The sequence below is a fragment of the Cognatishimia maritima genome (assembly GCF_900129685.1).
In the GTDB taxonomy this organism is placed as follows: domain Bacteria; phylum Pseudomonadota; class Alphaproteobacteria; order Rhodobacterales; family Rhodobacteraceae; genus Cognatishimia; species Cognatishimia maritima.
Window position 1 is genome coordinate 425,438 of record NZ_FQWM01000002.1, and the last position, 17,462, is coordinate 442,899.

At 54.8% G+C, this 17,462-nt stretch carries 13 protein-coding genes; 10 read left to right on the forward strand and 3 right to left on the reverse strand.

Annotated elements, in window-relative coordinates:
• Positions 1 to 3: 3 nt before the first annotated feature.
• Both BUA39_RS07565 and BUA39_RS07570 read right to left on the reverse strand, forming a co-directional pair.
• Positions 4 to 1,755: a hypothetical protein gene (locus BUA39_RS07565; protein WP_072792410.1), complete on the reverse strand. Its 1,752-nt coding sequence runs from the start codon at positions 1,753 to 1,755 to the stop codon at positions 4 to 6.
• On the reverse strand, positions 1,745 to 4,090 hold the full coding sequence (locus tag BUA39_RS07570; RefSeq protein WP_165610495.1) for a glycosyltransferase: 2,346 nt from the start codon (positions 4,088 to 4,090) through the stop codon (positions 1,745 to 1,747). Before BUA39_RS07570 ends, BUA39_RS07565 begins: the two co-directional genes overlap by 11 nt.
• A 43-nt stretch (positions 4,091 to 4,133) precedes the next feature.
• On the opposite strand from BUA39_RS07570, the gene BUA39_RS07575 reads away from it, so the two are divergent.
• From BUA39_RS07575 to BUA39_RS07620, 10 genes are all read left to right on the forward strand, one after another.
• Entirely contained in the window at positions 4,134 to 5,471 is a 1,338-nt protein-coding gene (locus BUA39_RS07575) for a hypothetical protein (RefSeq protein ID WP_072792413.1), read from the forward strand.
• 130 nt (positions 5,472 to 5,601) lie between these two features.
• Positions 5,602 to 6,996, forward strand: coding sequence for a tetratricopeptide repeat protein (locus BUA39_RS07580; RefSeq protein ID WP_072792415.1), 1,395 nt, complete (start codon positions 5,602 to 5,604; stop codon positions 6,994 to 6,996).
• 148 nt (positions 6,997 to 7,144) lie between these two features.
• Positions 7,145 to 7,747: an alginate O-acetyltransferase AlgF gene (locus BUA39_RS07585; RefSeq protein ID WP_072792417.1), complete on the forward strand. Its 603-nt coding sequence runs from the start codon at positions 7,145 to 7,147 to the stop codon at positions 7,745 to 7,747.
• Entirely contained in the window at positions 7,747 to 9,144 is a 1,398-nt protein-coding gene (locus BUA39_RS07590; protein WP_072792419.1) for an MBOAT family O-acyltransferase, read from the forward strand. The genes BUA39_RS07585 and BUA39_RS07590 overlap by 1 nt, the downstream gene beginning before the upstream one ends.
• A 5-nt stretch (positions 9,145 to 9,149) precedes the next feature.
• On the forward strand, positions 9,150 to 10,193 hold the full coding sequence (locus BUA39_RS07595) for an alginate O-acetyltransferase AlgX-related protein (protein ID WP_165610496.1): 1,044 nt from the start codon (positions 9,150 to 9,152) through the stop codon (positions 10,191 to 10,193).
• Between the two features lie 86 nt (positions 10,194 to 10,279).
• Positions 10,280 to 11,515 carry an alginate O-acetyltransferase AlgX-related protein gene (locus BUA39_RS07600; RefSeq protein WP_165610497.1) on the forward strand — a complete coding sequence of 412 codons (1,236 nt, stop codon included), beginning with the start codon at positions 10,280 to 10,282 and terminating at the stop codon, positions 11,513 to 11,515.
• Between the two features lie 105 nt (positions 11,516 to 11,620).
• Entirely contained in the window at positions 11,621 to 13,111 is a 1,491-nt protein-coding gene (locus BUA39_RS07605; RefSeq protein WP_072792425.1) for an alkaline phosphatase, read from the forward strand.
• A 69-nt stretch (positions 13,112 to 13,180) separates the two neighbouring features.
• Positions 13,181 to 13,609: a hypothetical protein gene (locus BUA39_RS07610; protein WP_072792745.1), complete on the forward strand. Its 429-nt coding sequence runs from the start codon at positions 13,181 to 13,183 to the stop codon at positions 13,607 to 13,609.
• Entirely contained in the window at positions 13,602 to 14,273 is a 672-nt protein-coding gene (locus tag BUA39_RS07615; protein ID WP_072792427.1) for an ABC transporter ATP-binding protein, read from the forward strand. Before BUA39_RS07610 ends, BUA39_RS07615 begins: the two co-directional genes overlap by 8 nt.
• Positions 14,270 to 15,574, forward strand: a complete 1,305-nt coding sequence (locus BUA39_RS07620) for an FtsX-like permease family protein (RefSeq protein ID WP_072792429.1) — start codon at positions 14,270 to 14,272, stop codon at positions 15,572 to 15,574. Before BUA39_RS07615 ends, BUA39_RS07620 begins: the two co-directional genes overlap by 4 nt.
• Here BUA39_RS07620 and BUA39_RS07625 read toward each other — a convergent pair.
• Positions 15,549 to 17,456 carry a beta-galactosidase gene (locus BUA39_RS07625; protein ID WP_072792431.1) on the reverse strand — a complete coding sequence of 636 codons (1,908 nt, stop codon included), beginning with the start codon at positions 17,454 to 17,456 and terminating at the stop codon, positions 15,549 to 15,551. The two genes, BUA39_RS07620 and BUA39_RS07625, sit on opposite strands and share 26 nt — an antisense overlap.
• Positions 17,457 to 17,462: the final 6 nt, after the last annotated feature.

Genomic DNA, 17,462 nt, shown 5'->3' on the forward strand with positions numbered 1-17,462 from the left:
GTGTTAGTTCCGATATCTTTTCACGAGTGCATCTAGTTCCTGCACCATCTCAGTCTGCGGCAGGAACTCCTTAGGGCGCGTATCGACCGTTTCCCGTTTTTTCAGCATCCGCATGAACCGGGCGATAATGTCCGGGAAATCCTCCGGGCGGGTTGGATGGAGCACATCACACCACCCTTGATCCCCTGCATAACTGGCACGGGCAATCTGGTCGTCGATACGATCAAGATTGGTGGGCGCCAAGAGGACGGGTTTATCGTAGTTGATAAGAAGTTCGTGAAAACTGTTATACCCGGTCGCTGATATAACGCCGTCAAAGGCGCTTAGATATGGACCCAACGGGTAGATCTGGCGGATGACAGTATCTGCCTTTGAAGAGTCCGGTGGTGGTGACAGCGGCGACTGGGCCCAAACCAAGGTGACCCCATTCTTGCGAGCATTTTCTGTGACGGTCCAAAGTAGCTCGTCCCAATTGCCAAAGGCCCCGCCCAAGGACATGAGGCAATAGCGCCCCCAACGTTTCAAACCTAACCGCTTTCGCGCTTCGGCACGGCTATAGCTATTGAGGTAGGGGCGGAGTGTGACCGAGGGCACGACCAAAGATTCACAAAATCCTTGGTATTCGGCACGCCCGACGCGTGTCGGGCCTTTGTCGACCTCGACAGCAAGGTCGCCGGGTTCCAGAACCAAGTCAGAGAACTGTTCCGGGTTCAGCACGCTTTCGGGTGTCCCAGCGCTCATCATCCCGCGGCGCACCCACAAGACAGCATTCTTACCGCACCCCGGAGTACGCATGGCATTGATAAGGAAACGGTCAAAGGACCCGCCATCATACGAAACAATATCAGGTCGCACGTCGCGCAAGAGTTTAGCGAACTCTACGCGTTCCCACCAACGCCAATCCGGCGGGTGTGCATCGATGTGACCGAATGTCTGACGCAGCACCACCTCAAAGCCAGCGGCCTGTACGATGGCGGCCGCGCGCGAGAAGCACCAGAAAATCACCCGATAGCCGCGCGCCTTCCTAAGCTCCATGCCGATGGACATCATCCGTGTCACGTGCCCCAACCCAATGCCATTTGGCACCACAACGACCATAGTCGGTGGGCCCCCGCGCACCGCAGGAGCCGCGACACCAGCAACACCACGAGAGAACGTGACTATGTCTTCCATATCCAGATCGCGCGGGTCGGCCGCGATCAAAGTTGCAAGCCGTCTCAGGCGCACCCAATTGTAGACATTCAATTCTGCATGGCGTGTTTCACGCTCGCCGTTCTTATTGGTCACAGAAAAGCTGATAACCGGGTCATCGCGCCGAATGGCGACCGTCGGCTTTTCGCCTGTGATCTGATGCAATGGAGGCAAAGTTTTTATCGGTCGCTCGGTCAGCGTCTGAATGGCGCTGGCCGCTTCCGGCGTGATTGCAAACAAGTCAACTGTTTCGCTCTCTGACAGGTCAAGACTGTCCGCAAGCAAGCTGATGCTTTCTTCGGCCTGCGAGATCTGCCCCATGGATTCCGCGCGCCGCAATATCACGGCGCAGGGCAGCCCCATTGCAATAATTTCTGGCAGATGGGTCAGCGCATGACTTTGGCTCAGGACAACAAAGGCGTCAACCAATTCAGCCGCCGATGCCGGGTCCGTCACCCAGAGATAGCTGCGGTCCGCATCTTCCGGATAGTCTTCGAGAAGCTGAGAGACCGGATCACCGAACGGCCCGATAATCCCCAATCGTTTTACCTGTTCAGGAAACATGATCGACCCCCAAGGGTAATCCGAGATAGGACAGATAAGTGTCACGCCCAAGTTTCTCACGTGAGAACTTCTCTTCCACAAACCTTCGCAAAAGCATCGGCGGTGCGTCCGTCAAGGATTGCAGCCAATCGTTAATCTGCGCTGCAGCGACGTCAGGTGCCACATCCATCGGCATGACAAGCCCGGCACCCTTTCCGCCCGATTTCACGGCTTCAGCAGAACCGCCAACGTCGCAGGTCACAACGGGTTTGCCCATGGCTTGTGCTTCAAGCAAGACGTTAGGCAGACCTTCGACCGATGACATCAACAAAAGGACATCGAAAGACTCATAAATTTCTTTCAGATCGATCACCTCTTGACGAATGTCGAGATCATGCAGGCCAAGGCGCTCTGCTTCGGCTTCGACCTCGGACATCAATGGGCCCGAGCCAAACAGAACTGGCGTGAACTCAACATTGTAGATGCCCCTCAGATGCGCCAGCGTGCGCAACCAAAGCAAAGGCCGCTTGTTGATTGCCATTCGAAACACCCCGCCGATACGGAGTCTTTGCCCCGGTGCTGGGATCGGCATCGCAGCGCCGCCTGTCGGGACCACAAGATCCGGCAGTCCACCCGTATCCAGCGCATTGTATATGGTAAGCACTTTGCTCTCTTCCGAGCCAAGCCAATCGTCATAGTCTTTCGCAGCCCGGTTTGAGTTCGCGGTGAATACAAAGTTTTCCTTTTCAGCAAAAGCCTGAAACAGCGCCTGGTTCTCGGCGAGCGTGCCGATCCGCCGCGTGATAGGGCTCATGTTGCGGAAACTCATCACGACCCGTTCAACCGATTGGATTGTGCCAATCACACCGCTTGCCGCCGCGGACCGGTCTTGCCAGCCATGAAGCACATGCGGGTTCAATTGATTGACGAGCTTCCAAAGCGCAGTGCAATCCGCGCGCAACCTTGCAGGAAGAGCTTGCAGAAACACATTGATATCGTCGGGGATCGGAGCGGATGGGCGCGACTCATCTGACAGATCAAAAATATCAACGCCCAACGCCTCTAGCGCAGGTAAGAAATGTGCATGGCCGCGATCAGCAGCTAGTGAGAATATCGCGACATCAATGCGCTCTTTTGAAATACCCTGTTCGATCAAAGCACGCACCATCTCGACAAATTGCCGCTCAGCGCCCCCGATCCCTAATGTCGAGTTCACAAGCAGGATACGTTCTGGCTCTTTGCCGATGCCTGGCCATCCGGCGGGCTTATCGCTCATTTTCAGTGTGCGCTCGATGGGCAATAGGAAATTCGGGCTTCGAATCTCGCGCGCCTCTGCGACGTCATCGGGCATATCTCGGGCACCGCCAACTGCGAAACCGAGATTGTCGAGTAGATTTCGCGCGCGTGTGCTAAGGGTAAGACGCCGACGCCGCAACCAGACCACCAACCCGATTTCACCATGATCCAGCAATGCATCGCAGAACTGCTGCTGATCAGACCGCGAGAGGTCTTTGGCAGCCGTGCCATCCAACCCAATGTGTTCAGCCAACGCATAGGCCATACCAATTTGCCCTGCTTGCAACGCAAATCGCAGACGTTCCAACGGTGTGATCTTAGCCAAGACCAACTGCGACCGAATACGCGCAACGTCCTCCGCGCGCTCAAGCCGAGTATAGAGTATTTCTAATCGCAACAACGCTGTTCCAAGAAACCTTTCGCCTTCAAGGCAAAGGTCTTCCCAGACCTGCGCAGCACCTTTTAGGTCGTTGAGCATTTCGAGAATGCGCGCGTTTCGCGTGCGCAAGAACAGATCGTTAGGAAACATCTCTTGCCCGCGATCATTCACTTCCTTCGCCTTCGCGAATTCCTCAGAATTGCGCAGCAGATCGACGATCATTTTAACGTCGCTGGGAGTCTCCAGAGCAAAGTCAGCTGCAAGGTCAATCACAGCCTGCTTGTCAAAGCGGATACGTTCACCCTTCATCTCGAGAACCGACTTACGGAGGTAAATTTGACCCAAGCGGCGTTTGACTTCTGGGATTGTACTGTCAAATCCGAAAGCGCTGGTCAGGATGAACTCGGCTTCCTCCAGTTCATCGCGCGCTGTCAGGTAATCTACCTCTACAATCGCCAGTTCCCCCAAACGCACGCCGGCTGCCCAGATTTCTTGACGGATCTGATGCGCGAGCTTTTCGCTTCCGTTCTGCTTGCAATCGCGGGCCAAAAACTCCCAGAGCGTTGGGTTTTTCGCAGGATCATATCCAGCACCTGCCAGATAAAGCCGAGCCGTTGAAAAGCGTCTTTGATCACAAAGCTCCAGTAGCTGGGAGCGTACTTGAGTGTAGGATGATAACATTGTAATTTTTGCTCGAGCGCCCGCATTTTTCTTTGAGGCTACTATGAGCGATACAGCTATTCTTGACAAGGAATCACCAGCGGCGCCTGACATCCCCCGGATGCTTGGGGACGCGGATTTTGAACTTGTGAAATCTCGTGCAGAGCTAAGCAATGGCCCGATCCTCGAGATTGGTCCGTGGTTGGGAGCCGTAACTTTCGAATTGGCACAGATTGCGCCCGTAACAGTGGTCGATAACTTTTTCTGGTCTGAGTCTGAGGCAAACGCATATCCCGGTATTTCTGAGCCAAACGGCTCATTTCGAGCGGCCTTTGAAAGCCATGTGGCCGATACTCCGCATCCAGTAACCACACTTGAAATAGACGCGTCAGACTTTGCTTGGGACGACAGTGAATCCCTGTCACTACTGTTTTACGATGGCCCGCGCGATGCCGAGGCGTTGCATCTGATCCTCCGCCAAATTTCCAAAGCTTTGTCAGCGGAAGGCCAGATCTTAATCAAAAATGTATATGGCACCCGTGCACCCGCGATTGGTGCCTATGTGAATGCGCTTTTGGGAGCCAGTATTTGCGAGCTGATTCACACAGATCAGCCAAATTGGTGCAACATGGCTGTTCTGAAACCCAGTTCAGCTTGGGCGGACATTGACTCATTCGAAACAGCAGCTGATGCAATTTCGACGACCCCTCTTCCGCAAAGTTTCAGCGACCCGTGGTTCGGTCAAGCGACCTCTGTGATGCGCCTTTTTTGGCTCGCGCAATTGGGGAACTGGGGCGCCAGCTTTGCCCAACTGCATATGCTACCGGTTCACACCGAAAGCCCCACGCTTTTTGATGAATACGAACGTTTCTTAAGGCTGAACCAAACCGCTCCTGAAATGGCGGCGGTTTTCTCGGTATTCCGACAAATTCATCACGACACCGCTTTGCGGATCCCTACTACCGACCGTATCGGTGAGTCAGTAGATCTGCGGTTGCGTCGTCTTTGGGATACAATCAGTCCCGAACTTTGGGAAAGCGAAGCAATTGATCCCCGCCAAGCCTTTTCAAACCGGTTCGAAGTATTGCGCGCGGCGCTCGCGTCAGGTTTTGCAGTAAAGGTGGCAGGCAAAAGCATTGCTATCCTGGGACCGCTAGACCAAGCCCTGGAAATTCTTTGTCTGATCTGCGGCGCTACCAAAGTGATAAGCTTGATGACAAATGACCCTCTTTCAGAGGGCGATTTTCTTCAGACTGAGCAGCTGGCGCGACAGCCGGTCGAGGATGCGAAGTCAGATAATTTTGACTTGATAATATGCATTGGTGCGCAAGAAAGACTTGCGGCATTGCAGAGCGATCAGGAAACAATCCAAGTCCCCGAATTGTCACCCAATATCGCTTGATGGCACGCGTTCTATGGTGCTAACCACCAGAAAAATAAGACAATCACAAAGTTTCAAGTTATGATCTAAGGCGGAATGACAAAAGCCTAGTCGCAAATTTAGCAAGTGAGTTGAATTGATGGTACATAAAATGCGTAGCCTCCTCGGCGCTGTTTTCGTTGTTGCTGCCTTGTTTGGTAGCGTTGCTTATGCTCAGTCAGAGCGCTCGCTCTACCAGCAGGCCGAGGATCTCCGGCTTGGTATAAATGGACCCGTCGATCTTGGGCGCGCACTAGAACTTCACAAAGAGTCAGCCGACCTTGGTCGCGACACCTCGCTTGTTCGTATGGCGAGCATCTACATTGAAATGGGCGACCACGAAAAAGCAATCCAAGCGCTAGAGCGCGGCATCGTACGCGGCCATCAATTCTCTAAACAGGTTTGGGCAGGCAACCATATCAGCGGCAAATTCGGTGAACTTTCCGTACCTGAAAGCGGGGTGCTTGCTCTGCGCGAACTCATTGCGGAAACCGACAAACCCTGGGCAAGGTATCGACTGGCACGAGCCTACGAATTTGGCACAGGCGTTGACCGAGATATGGAAGCCGCCATCGCAGAATACGAACGTCTTGCTGATGAAAACTATGCCCCTGCACTAAAACGGCTGGCCGACTTTGCGCTGCGTGGAACTGCTCAGGACAAGGACCTTGAAGCCGCTGTCGCCCTTTATCAGAAAGCCATAGATGCCGGCGACAATCGGGTTTGGCTCAGCCTAGCGCAAGCCCATCTGGCGACCGGTGACGCAGAGGCTGCCTTTGCCGCCTATCAGTCTGCTATAGATAATGACATAGCCGGCGCTGAGGCGGAATTCGCGCGGCTCCACTTCCTTGGCGAATTCGCGGACAACTCGGACAAAGCCTTTGGCGCAAAATGGTTGGAAACGCAGGCCGAAGAAGGTGACCTTCACGCCGCTATGGAAGCAATTCAACTGTGGGAGCGCCGCTCTCGCCGCATTAACACACTGGACCTTGATAGTGTCCTCGCGACGATCAAATCCGCAGCCGACAACGGTGACCGCAGGGCGGCTCAAGCGTATCTGCGAGCCCTGCGTGTCCTTCGCTGGAAAATCCCCGGCGCGCGCGCGAAGCATGCTGCCGCAGTTCAGACCTATCGCCCGATCTTGTCCGGAAACACGCTTTATCGCGAGTTGTTCTTTGCGACCTACGACAGAGACAATCACAGCAAAAGCACACGGGACTCTGTTGCTACGGTGCGCGGCTTGGGTGGAGATGAGTTTGTATCCGGCGCAATGGGATTGAGATCCAATGAATTCACAGCCTTTGTTTATTTGGTGCAGGCGGAATTGCGCGATCTTGGGCTCTATTCAGGTCCAATCACAGGGCGAGCAACCTCATCAACTATCCGAGCGATGCTGCGACTATGCCGCGACGCCGGGGTCTATGATACCTGCATCCACGGACCACTGCTTTATAACTCGTCTTACGAAATCAGCCGTGCCATTGCCGAACGGCGCAACGTGAACTGAGGTCTTCGTAAAGTTCTACCCCGTGCGCCATGGTTCCCTTTGGCGCACGTGCATCATTCTCTTTAGAATTCGCATTCGCTCCATCGAAACGCTTTGTGTCCGCTGGCAGAGGATGTAACTTCACAAAAAACCTATTTGGGACGAGCACATGAAACGGCGCTTTTTTCTGCCAGCGGCAGTTCTTTCTTGCGTTGCAGCGGCCACCACCGCTTTCTCTGATGACGTAGATGATGGCCTTTATGATGCGCCCCCGCCCGAAGATGCTGGCTTTGTGCGCTTTGTCGGCTACGAGACGCTTGATGCACCCGACCTGTTCGGCCTTTCAATCCCGGACGACCTATTGGCATCTCAAGACTATCTCGTCGTTAGCGCCGCAAACCATGAAGGGTTAGAGGCAGGACAGTATGTCACCATCATTCCGGGACGCGACACCGCTCCGATCATTCATGTCGAACCTGCACGGAATCGGGAAAAGGTGTTGGCAACGCTGATCAACCTATCACCCGCCGAAGCCATTTCTCTCAAAACCGCAGACGGGAAGATCGCTGTCGTCGCGCCAATCGCCCCATTCGAAATCGCACATCGCGAAGTGAATCCCATTGCCGTTGAGCTTGCGATATTTGACGGAGACGCCATGCTAGGCGAACCAAGCAAGGTCATCTTCAAGCGCAATCAGCATGTGACCTACTTGGTTGGCAACGATGGATCCGTCAGCCGATTCACCAGTGGTTTTACATCAAATAAGAACTGATGGTCTTTTCCACTCATCTCTTTGTATTCCTTTTCCTCCCGGCGTTCTTGGCGCTCTACTACGCGAGTCCCTCGCGCCTGAAATCCTATGTCATCTGTGGCGCTTCTTATGCGTTTTATGGGTGGTGGCGCGTAGAATACGTGCTGCTGATCTTTGGCGTTTCTGCTCTGACTTACCTGGCTGCACAAATTACTCTGCGGAGCACCTCCGAGAAAGTTCGCAAGCGCGCGCTTGTTATGGGCGTTGTTTTTGACCTTCTGGTCCTTGGGTATTTCAAATACGCCGTATTCTTTGCGAACAACATCGACGGTATCCTGACGTTTGCGGGCCAAGATGGTCTCGATTTCTATGACGTGTTGCTGCCCATCGGAATATCGTTTCATACATTCCAATCGATCAGCTTCCTGATCGACATGTACCGCAAGGATGCTCCGCCCCCGGACAGGTTCATCGATTTCTTAGCCTTCAGTGCGATGTTCCCGCAACTGATCGCGGGACCTGTTCTGCGCTACAAAGATTTGGCGGAACAGTTCAAAACGCGGGTGCACAGCCTCGAGAAGTTCACCCGCGGCATGTACCGTTTTATCATCGGTCTCGCGATGAAAGTGCTAATCGCTGACAGCCTCGCCCCAATGGCTGACCTGATCTTTGCAAGCCAAAACCCAACGTTTGTCGAAAGCTGGCTTGGCGCGCTCGCCTATACGTTCCAACTGTTTTTCGATTTTGCAGGTTATTCGGCGATGGCCATCGGCCTCGGATTGATGATCGGTTTCAATTTCCCAGAGAATTTCAACCGACCTTATATTAGCCGGTCGATCACAGAATTCTGGCGACGGTGGCACATCACGCTGTCGAGCTGGCTCCGCGACTACCTGTATATCCCACTCGGCGGCAATCGCTTGGGCCAGTCAAAAACACTTCGGAATATTGTGCTAACAATGGTCCTTGGCGGCTTCTGGCACGGTGCCAACTGGACGTTCATCATCTGGGGATTTTGGCACGGCGGCCTTATGGCGCTGGAGCGTGTCATGGGTTCAAAGCAATCCAAATCCGTGTGGCCCGAGCGCATCGCCCTGCCCTTTACATTCTTTTTGGTGGTCCTTGGTTGGGTCATCTTTAGATCACCCACAGTCGCGCAAAGTCTGCAGATGTATCAGGGCATGTTCGGTCTGAATGGATTTGGGGTCTCTGACGCCATCGCATGGCAGCTTCGTACGAGCGAAATTGCGATCCTCGCACTGGCGTCGGCCCTCTGTTTCCTACCGCGCACAGCTAGTGACAAAGCTATCTTCAACACACCCGCGACGCGCACGGCCGCGCACACCGCCCTCCTTGCCCTCGTCACGGTAAAAATGAGCGCAAGCACCTACTCACCCTTCTTATATTTCCAGTTCTGATGCCAATGCTTGAGAAAATATCCGGCCTTTTGCTCATTGGATTGATTGGAGCGTTTGGCGTCACTTCCGCGATCAACTCCGATTGGTCCAGCGCAACACAAGCCCCATTTAAGGATGGCGAAACGCAAAACCAGCTGGAAACGGAATATACCAATGCCTTCCCTTTCAAGGACGCATCGATATCGCTGATCCGCGCATTTGAGTATCTGCTCTTTGGACAAGGCACTCAAAATGTCGTCGTTGGGAAGAATGGGTGGCTTTTCTCTGCGGAAGAATTTCAGATCCCCGCAGACTATGAAGAGCGGCTTCACACTAAATTCGGTCAAATCGTGGATTACACCCGAAAAGTTGAGGCGCATGATGTCGCTGTCATCATCGCGCTCATCCCTGACAAAGCGAGGATCATGGCCGACCAACTTTCTGTCGCCAGACCCGGCGTGTTGGACGGACGGTACGAAGCGACTTTGGCGGCTCTCTCCGCTGATGGGATCGCCTTTACCGATCTACGCCCAGCGCTTCATCAGGCGCGGCAAGGCGGTCAAGCTTACATGAAAACAGATACACACTGGTCTCCGGCTGGAGCCAGCGCCGCCGCTCAGGTCCTTGCCCCTGCCATTCGTGAAAAAGCCACGCAAAGCATCGATTTTCAGTCCCATAGCGCTGACGAAACGACCGAGATCAACGGAGATTTGGTGAAGTTCGTCGCGACGCCTCCCCTCGTATATTGGAGCGGTCCAAAGCCCGAAGAAATCTTGATCCTTGAAGTTACGCAGGACGGTAGCGACCTTGGACTTTTTGGCGATGCGCCTGAGCCAGAGGGACGTCTTGTAGGTACCAGTTTTTCCGCCATCGAGCATTGGGGATTTCTAAGCGCCTTGAAACTGTCGAGTGGCGTCGACATCCTTAATCTGGCACAGATGGGCCAAGGACCGTTCGCGCCTATGAATGCATTTATCGCTGAACTTGAAACGACCGAAAACAAACCGAGTCTGGTCATCTGGGAAATTCCAGAACGCTATCTGACCATCGACCCGAAGGAGCAGCCATGAAACACACACTCCTCGCCGCCCTTGCTCTATGCGCGCTGACCCAACCGGCTGCTGCGGAAAAGGTTCAACTCTTCTGCGATGCGCTGTTGAAGGAAGAAAGCTATGAGCCTGACAATCGCCACATGCGCTTTTTGACTGTCGATGAGGAAAGCGGCTGGATCAGTCGGACGACCGACATCAGATCAAACACTTATCGGCAAAGCGCCATCGATGTTCTTGCTGAAATTAGGCGCCGACTCGCCGACGATTTTGGCGCGACCCTCGTGATTGCCAATGCGCCGCAGCGCGGTATTTTCGTACCTTTCCTAGATGAGGTTGAAAAAGAAGACGCGCGTGCGATTTATCGTGAAATGCTCGGGCAACTAAATTCTGCAGGGATTATTACGCCAGATGCAGACGAGATTCTGACATCCGATATAGCACAAGGCGACAGCTTTTATTTTCCGCGAGACACCCACTGGACACCAGAGGGCGCAGGCGTAGTGGCGCGGTCCTTAGCCAAAGCACTTCAGAATGCAGGCAAAATCGACGTCTCCGATGATGAGCCTCGCTATATCTTCGGTGATTTTGAACTCGAAACATTCAAAGGCACGTTTAACAATTCAATTGAAGAAATCTGCGGGATTGAGCCACCTGAACATGAAATGATGGTGCCGAATGTTGTTCCTGTCGCTCACAGTACCGAAGAGCTCGCTGATCAACTTTTTGGCGACCCTGCTTTGGGAGACAGCAAGAAGATCGTTCTCTTGGGGACGAGCTTTGGGAACTCCTCAGGTGGTGATCGCTTTCGCTGGGCCGCGCAGCTTGAACATGCCCTGCAGAATAAGGTCGAGAACCTCTCTCTGACCGGCGGACTTACGGTGACAGCTTTCGAAGCATATGCCTATCGCGATTTGGCTCCGGGGTCAGCGGACATCGTGATCTGGGAGTTTCCAGCCGTCTATGTTTCAAACTGGATTGAGTACGATTTTCGGCAAATTTTAGGCGCGATTGCGGGAGAATGTTCGGCGGAAACAGAATCCCATGCACTAAGTTTTGAAGCAGGTTCAGACGCCGAAATCCGCTTTGAGAAACCCTTGCCCCTTCAAGAAACAGTAAGCTTGGACTTCACGGATTTTGAGATCGGCTCAATGCAACTGCTATTGCAAGACGAAAACGGGAAGAAATATACACAGCGCATTCGACGGCGTGATCGGTTTCCCGGCAATGCGCGAACAACAATCTGGCGTACGAGCACACACGGACTGTCAGGAGAGTTAATTGGTATCCGTATCGAAAACTTGGACAGCGATCTCGAGGGCGAACTCAAGATTTGCGACTAAATTGTTCCCGCGCTGCCCCCGTCACTGAACCGTCACATCTCTGTCGCGAATGCGTAACGTTGGCCTCATACTCCCGCCGGGCAATCCACCCTGAGGAAGTATCCCATGAAAACGAAATTCACCGCCTCCGCGATCGCGCTGATGGCTGCAACCGCAGCCGGTGCTGAAGGTCATCTGCCACAAGCCACCAACGCATGGTACGAAGCAGGCCAAGCACGTCTGGCTGCCGAACTGGCAAAAGAAATCAACACCAACCGCGCGAAAAACGTGATCCTTTTGATCGCGGACGGCAACGGCGTTGGCACCAACTACGCGACGCGTTTGTTTGCGGGTCAGCAAGCTGGCAACTTTGGGGACGAACATGTTCTGCCACATGAGTCGTTCCCAAACCTCGCGCTGGTCAAAACCTACAACGTCAACGCACAGACACCTGACTCTGCTGGTACCGGTACTGCGATGATGTCCGGTGTAAAAACCGACGCGGGCGTTCTGGGTGTGAACGAAGCGGTGAACCGCTCTGATTGTGCCTCAATCGAAGGCAACCTTGTTTCCACCATGAACGAAATCATGACCGAGGCTGGCAAATCCACAGGCGTTGTCTCCACCGCACGTCTGACTCACGCGACACCGGCCTCCGGCTACGCACATTCCGTTGATCGCAACTACGAAGCATCTCTTCCAGAAGGCTGCGAGACGCAGAAAGACATCGCGACACAGTTGGTCGACGCCATGGAAGCGGGCATCATTGATGTCGCCTTGGGCGGTGGTCGCCGCAACTTCATCGGCAAGGACATCACCGACGAAGAAGGCAAAACAGGTAAGCGCGCCGAAGGTGAAAACCTGATCGACCGCGCGAAGTCTTTGGGCATTCAATATGCTTGGAACGACGAGACCATCGCTGCGGCTACGACAGACGCACCAATCTTGGGTCTGTTTGAATCCTCCCACATGCAGTACGAAGCGGACCGCAGCGGTGAGCCTTCTTTGGCAGAGATGGTGGAAGTCGCCATCAAAAACCTGCAAGGCAACGAAAATGGCTTCTTCTTGCAGGTCGAAGCGGGTCGCGTTGACCACGCCAACCACGCCGGCAACCTTGCACGCGTTGTCCGTGACGGTATCGCCTTTACCGATGCAGTTGCCATGGCTGACAAGCTGACCAATGACGAAGACACTTTGATCATCGTGACAGCTGACCACGAGCACGCGATTGCGTTCTCCGGCTATGCAGGTCGCGGCGCGGATATCACTGGTCTTTGCATGGGTATCTCCAATACCACAACAGAGCACACTGGCGAGCCTTGCTTGGCGAAAGACGGCAAGCCTTACACCATCGCGACCTACCTGAATGGCGCAGGCTCCATCCTGCGTGAAGACATGAACTGGGCCGGCGTTCGCCCGGACCTGACACAGGAAGAAGCGACCGACTTGGACTACACCCAGCAGGCGCTGATCCCAATGTCTTCTGAAACTCACTCTGGTGAAGACGTCGCGGTTTACGCAAAAGGTCCTTGGGCACACCTGTTTGATGGCACCATCGAACAGAACTACGTGTTCCACGTAATGAAGCACGCGGCAGAAGTTAACGTTTCCAACTAAGCTTGCGACAGCTACAAACGGGGCGCGGTTTCTGGCCGCGCCCCGACTTTTTGCAGAAAGGGTTCAATGATGTTTACGCGCCGACACTTTACCACCGGGCTGGCGATGTCGCTGGGTTTTGGAACGTCAGCGACCGTTAGTGCGGCTGATACGCCTTTAAAGCTAAGAGAACTCTACAAACGGGACGGCTCCTTTTCTGCCCTCGCTTTGCAGCTTGAAGGTCAGCGTGTGACGGTCTCTGGGTACATGGCGCCGCCTTTAAAGGCGCAATCGAAATTTTTTGTCCTGACCAAGATGCCCATGTCGGTTTGCCCCTTCTGTGAAACCGAAGCGGAGTGGCCGGACAATATTCTGACGGTTTACACGAAACGGACGGTGAAGGTGATCCCATATACTGTCGGGATCAAAACCACTGGTGTGCTTGAACTGGGGGCGAAAACAGACCCTAACACAGGGTTTTTGTCCCTCATTCGGCTGGCAGGTGCCACCTATGGCTGACGCAATCGGCGCATTGTTTGTACGCGACCTAAAGGTCTCCAGCAACCGGGGCCGCATTTTGCTTTCCGCGCCGAAACTGGACATTGCGGCAGGCGCGGCTGTTGGCATCAAAGGGCCATCCGGGGCCGGGAAATCAACCCTCCTTTTTGCGCTGGCTGGGCTTCAGCAGAATTGCACCGGCGCGATAAAGTGGGGCAGCGTCGATCTGACTGCCGCAAACCAAACAGCAAAAGCAAAGTTTCGTCGCGATCATCTTGGCATCGTGTTTCAAGATTTCCTTCTGTTTGATGAACTCGGTCCACTTGAAAATGGGGCGATACAGTCTCTATTTCGGCCCAAAACGGCACGTGCGGGTTTGCGCACCGCCGCCAGCGCAACACTGAAACAGCTTGGGGTATCGCGCGATACCGGCGACGTCACGACCTATTCTGGCGGAGAGCGACAGCGCATCTCGGTGGCGCGCGCCCTGGCGCATGATCCCGCGATATTGCTAGCGGATGAGCCAACCGCCAATTTGGATCGGGATGCCGCAGATGCCCTTGCGACGGACCTCGTATCGCAGGCCAAAGGCAAAGGGCGCACCCTGATTGTTGTTAGCCACGACCAAAGTGTCCTGGACCAAATGGACCGTGTTATCACGGTAAAAGACGGGGTGGTGGCATGATGGATCTTTGGCACAGCCTTTCCGCAACGGCGCAGGATGTTGGTCTATTTGCGGCTCTGACCCTGCCGATTTTGGCGCTTGGTGTGGGATTGACCTATGGCTATGCCCCGTTGCCTCTGGTGCGGGCGATGCTGTGGCGGTTTCGCTGGGCGAATGGCATATTTGTCCTTCTGATTGCCATATCGGTTGGCATGGGAATTGGGCTGTTGGCGCAAGAACGTGGGCTGCGATTGGGGTCGGCAATGGCCGCAGACAAGTTTGACCTCGTGATCACTGCGCCGGGTTCAGAACTGACGATGATGCTGGCCACGGTCTTCCTACAGCCCAGTAACACGCCGTTATTGGATGGAGAGACATACGCCGAAATCGCCAACCATCCGCGCGTGAAAACGGCGGCACCGCTGGCGTTTGGTGACAGTTATGAAGGCAATCCTGTTGTCGGCACGACCGCTGCCTTTGTGGAACACCTGACGGATGGTGCCATCGACGGGCAGCAATTCGAGACCACAGATGAGGCGGTCGTCGGGGCTTTGGTTGACCTGAACATTGGCGATACGTTTGAACCCTCCCATGGCGTTGGTGACGCCGTTGAAGGCGGGCACGGTTTTGAGATTTCGGTGGTCGGGCGCATGCCTGTCACCGGGTCGCCTTGGGATCGGGCGCTGATAGTACCCATTGAAGGCGTTTGGGAGACGCACGGCCTTGCCAATGGTCACGCGCTTGAGGACACACACCTTGGCGCGCCTTTTGACCCAGAGTATTTCCCCGGCACGCCTTCGGTGATTGTTCAAGCGGACAGTCTGGCGGGAACCTATCTGTTGCAAAGCCAGTTCACGCGGGACCTAGAAACCATGGCCTTCTTTCCGGGGGCGGTCCTGTCGAACCTCTACCGCATCATGGGCGACATGCGGCAGGCAATGTCGATCATGGCGCTTGTATCGCAAATCCTTGTGGCGATTTCGGTGCTGTTGGGCCTCTTTATCCTAAGCCGTCTCTTTGCCCGTCAGTTGGGCCTACTGCGCGCCATCGGCGCGCCTCGTCGTTTCGTGTTGGGCGTGGTCTGGAGCTACGCAGCCACATTGCTAATCACGGGCAGCCTGCTGGGCGTCGCCTTAGGCCTTGTGGCAAGCGAGGTCCTTGGTCAGATCGTTTCGGAACGGACACAGATCTCTGTGCCAACTGGTCTTGGATGGACAGAGGTGCATCTGGTTGCAGCGTTTCTATCAGCAACCAGCGTGCTTTCGTTAATACCCGCATTTTCGGCTTTAAGAGGCTCTATTCTGGCAGCAATTCGCGCGTGACGGAGGCGGGCGCAAACTGGCGCCCGTCATACGCCACAGCCTCTGTGCCATAGTTGAACCAGAACCGTTCTGTCGCCGTGTCGCGCAGGCGCAACCCTTCGGGCAAAGACAGAGCGGTTAGACCAGCCGCTTCAATGACGGGCGTTAATACACGGCTCATACCGGCTTGATCAAGCCATGCGCCCAGATAGGTGATGTTTCCTGACGACATCGTCACAGGCACACCGTCCTCTGCAACCAAGCCCACTTCAGCGCCGCCCACAAGCATCTCGCGATACCCTGTGATTGCGCCGCCGCCCTGCATCGCAATGGGCGTATCCGGGCGAATGGATTCCACGCGGTCCACGGTCACATCCAGCCCCGGTAAGGCTGGCGGCAGCGGCGTTGGAATGGTCATCTCGCCATCCCGCGCCGCAGCGCGCGGTCCGATCACAGTTACAGAATTCGCCTGTGTTAGAGCCTGTTTTAGACCCTCAGGCATATGCATCAACCCCGGTGCCAAAACCACTTTGTAGCCGCTGAAATCTCGTGTTTCAGGGCGCAGGATGTCAATCGACAGCCCCATCTTGCGCAACGCCTGATAGGTTTCGAAGAACAGGCAGAAATAGCTCAGGCCCGCACCATGCGGCTGGACAGCCCATGCAGCTTCGGCGTCATAGTCGAATATCATCGCAACAGGCGCTTGCGCGGGCGCAACGTCCGGCGCCTTTGCGATCTCATCACGAACCTGTTTTGCCTCTGCCATGGCGGGCGCGTCCGCGCGATCCGGGCGCAATAGACCCGCATGCATCTGTTCCTGCGCCATTGGTGCCTGACGCCAGCGGAAGTAGCACACGGCCTCGGCACCATGTGCAAAAGCCTCCCACGACCAAAGCCGCACCATGCCGGGTAGCGGCGCTGGGTTGTAAGGCGCCCAATTCACCGGGCCGGGCTGCTGCTCCATTACCCACCAGCGACCCTTGCCAACCGCGCGGTAGAGATCGTGATGTAAGGCCTGAAAATCAGGGTGCCCCTGCCGCGCATAGGCGCGTTGCTTTTCGACCGATGCGCCAACGCGATCTTCAAGAAAGCCAAGCGGATAGCTGTCCCACGTGGCGATATCCAGATCGTCGCCCACTTTGAAATGGTCAAAATCGGTGATCCGCCCCATGTAATTATGCGAGGTCGGGGCCTTGGAATATTTGCGAATGATCTCTGCCTGCATGCGGTTGTAGCTGACAACCTGGTCAGAACTGAACCGGCGAAAATTCAAAGAATGGGCTGGATTAGGCTCTGTTACTGTCAAGTTCGGCAGGCCAATTTGGTCAAAATCATTGTACTCCATCGACCAGAACACATTACCCCAAGCCAGATTCAGCGCGTCGATCGTTTGGTATTTTTCGCGCAGCCATTTGCGGAAGGCCTGCAAGGCGGCATCGCTATAAGAGAGCGTCGTGCCATGGCAGCCATATTCATTGTCTGTCTGCCACGCCGCAACATAGGAGTTATCGCCATAGCGTTTCGCAAACAGCTCAACGATCCGCGCACTTTCGGCGCGATAGCCTGCGTTGCTAAAACAGTAGTGCCGACGAGAGCCAAACCCACGCGGATTGCCATTCACATCGACTGCAAACATGTCAGGGTGTTTGTCTGCCATCCAACGCGGCGGCGTCGCGGTAGGGGTGCCGAGAACAACCTTCAGCCCTGCTTTACCCAGCACCTCAATCGCTTGATCCAGCCAATCAAACCGCAGATCACCGGGGGTCGGTTCCAGTCGAGACCATGCAAATTCACCAATGCGAACCCACGTCAGGCCCGCATCGACCATTCGCTCAGCGTCCTTCGCCCAGAGCTCTGTTGGCCAGTGCTCCGGGTAATAACACGTCCCTAGTGTTCGCTTCATGTCTAA

Bases quoted from the DNA above. Each gene is read 5' to 3' on its own strand.
- BUA39_RS07615 (WP_072792427.1), top strand. From the start codon at position 13,602: ATGGCTGACGCAATCGGCGCATTGTTTGTACGCGACCTAAAGGTCTCC.
- BUA39_RS07610 (WP_072792745.1), top strand. From the start codon at position 13,181: ATGTTTACGCGCCGACACTTTACCACCGGGCTGGCGATGTCGCTGGGT.
- BUA39_RS07620 (WP_072792429.1), top strand. From the start codon at position 14,270: ATGATGGATCTTTGGCACAGCCTTTCCGCAACGGCGCAGGATGTTGGT.
- BUA39_RS07565 (WP_072792410.1), bottom strand. From the start codon at position 1,755: ATGTTTCCTGAACAGGTAAAACGATTGGGGATTATCGGGCCGTTCGGT.
- BUA39_RS07575 (WP_072792413.1), top strand. From the start codon at position 4,134: ATGAGCGATACAGCTATTCTTGACAAGGAATCACCAGCGGCGCCTGAC.
- BUA39_RS07625 (WP_072792431.1), bottom strand. From the start codon at position 17,456: ATGAAGCGAACACTAGGGACGTGTTATTACCCGGAGCACTGGCCAACA.
- BUA39_RS07580 (WP_072792415.1), top strand. From the start codon at position 5,602: ATGCGTAGCCTCCTCGGCGCTGTTTTCGTTGTTGCTGCCTTGTTTGGT.
- BUA39_RS07585 (WP_072792417.1), top strand. From the start codon at position 7,145: ATGAAACGGCGCTTTTTTCTGCCAGCGGCAGTTCTTTCTTGCGTTGCA.
- BUA39_RS07595 (WP_165610496.1), top strand. From the start codon at position 9,150: ATGCTTGAGAAAATATCCGGCCTTTTGCTCATTGGATTGATTGGAGCG.
- BUA39_RS07605 (WP_072792425.1), top strand. From the start codon at position 11,621: ATGAAAACGAAATTCACCGCCTCCGCGATCGCGCTGATGGCTGCAACC.
- BUA39_RS07570 (WP_165610495.1), bottom strand. From the start codon at position 4,090: ATGTTATCATCCTACACTCAAGTACGCTCCCAGCTACTGGAGCTTTGT.
- BUA39_RS07590 (WP_072792419.1), top strand. From the start codon at position 7,747: ATGGTCTTTTCCACTCATCTCTTTGTATTCCTTTTCCTCCCGGCGTTC.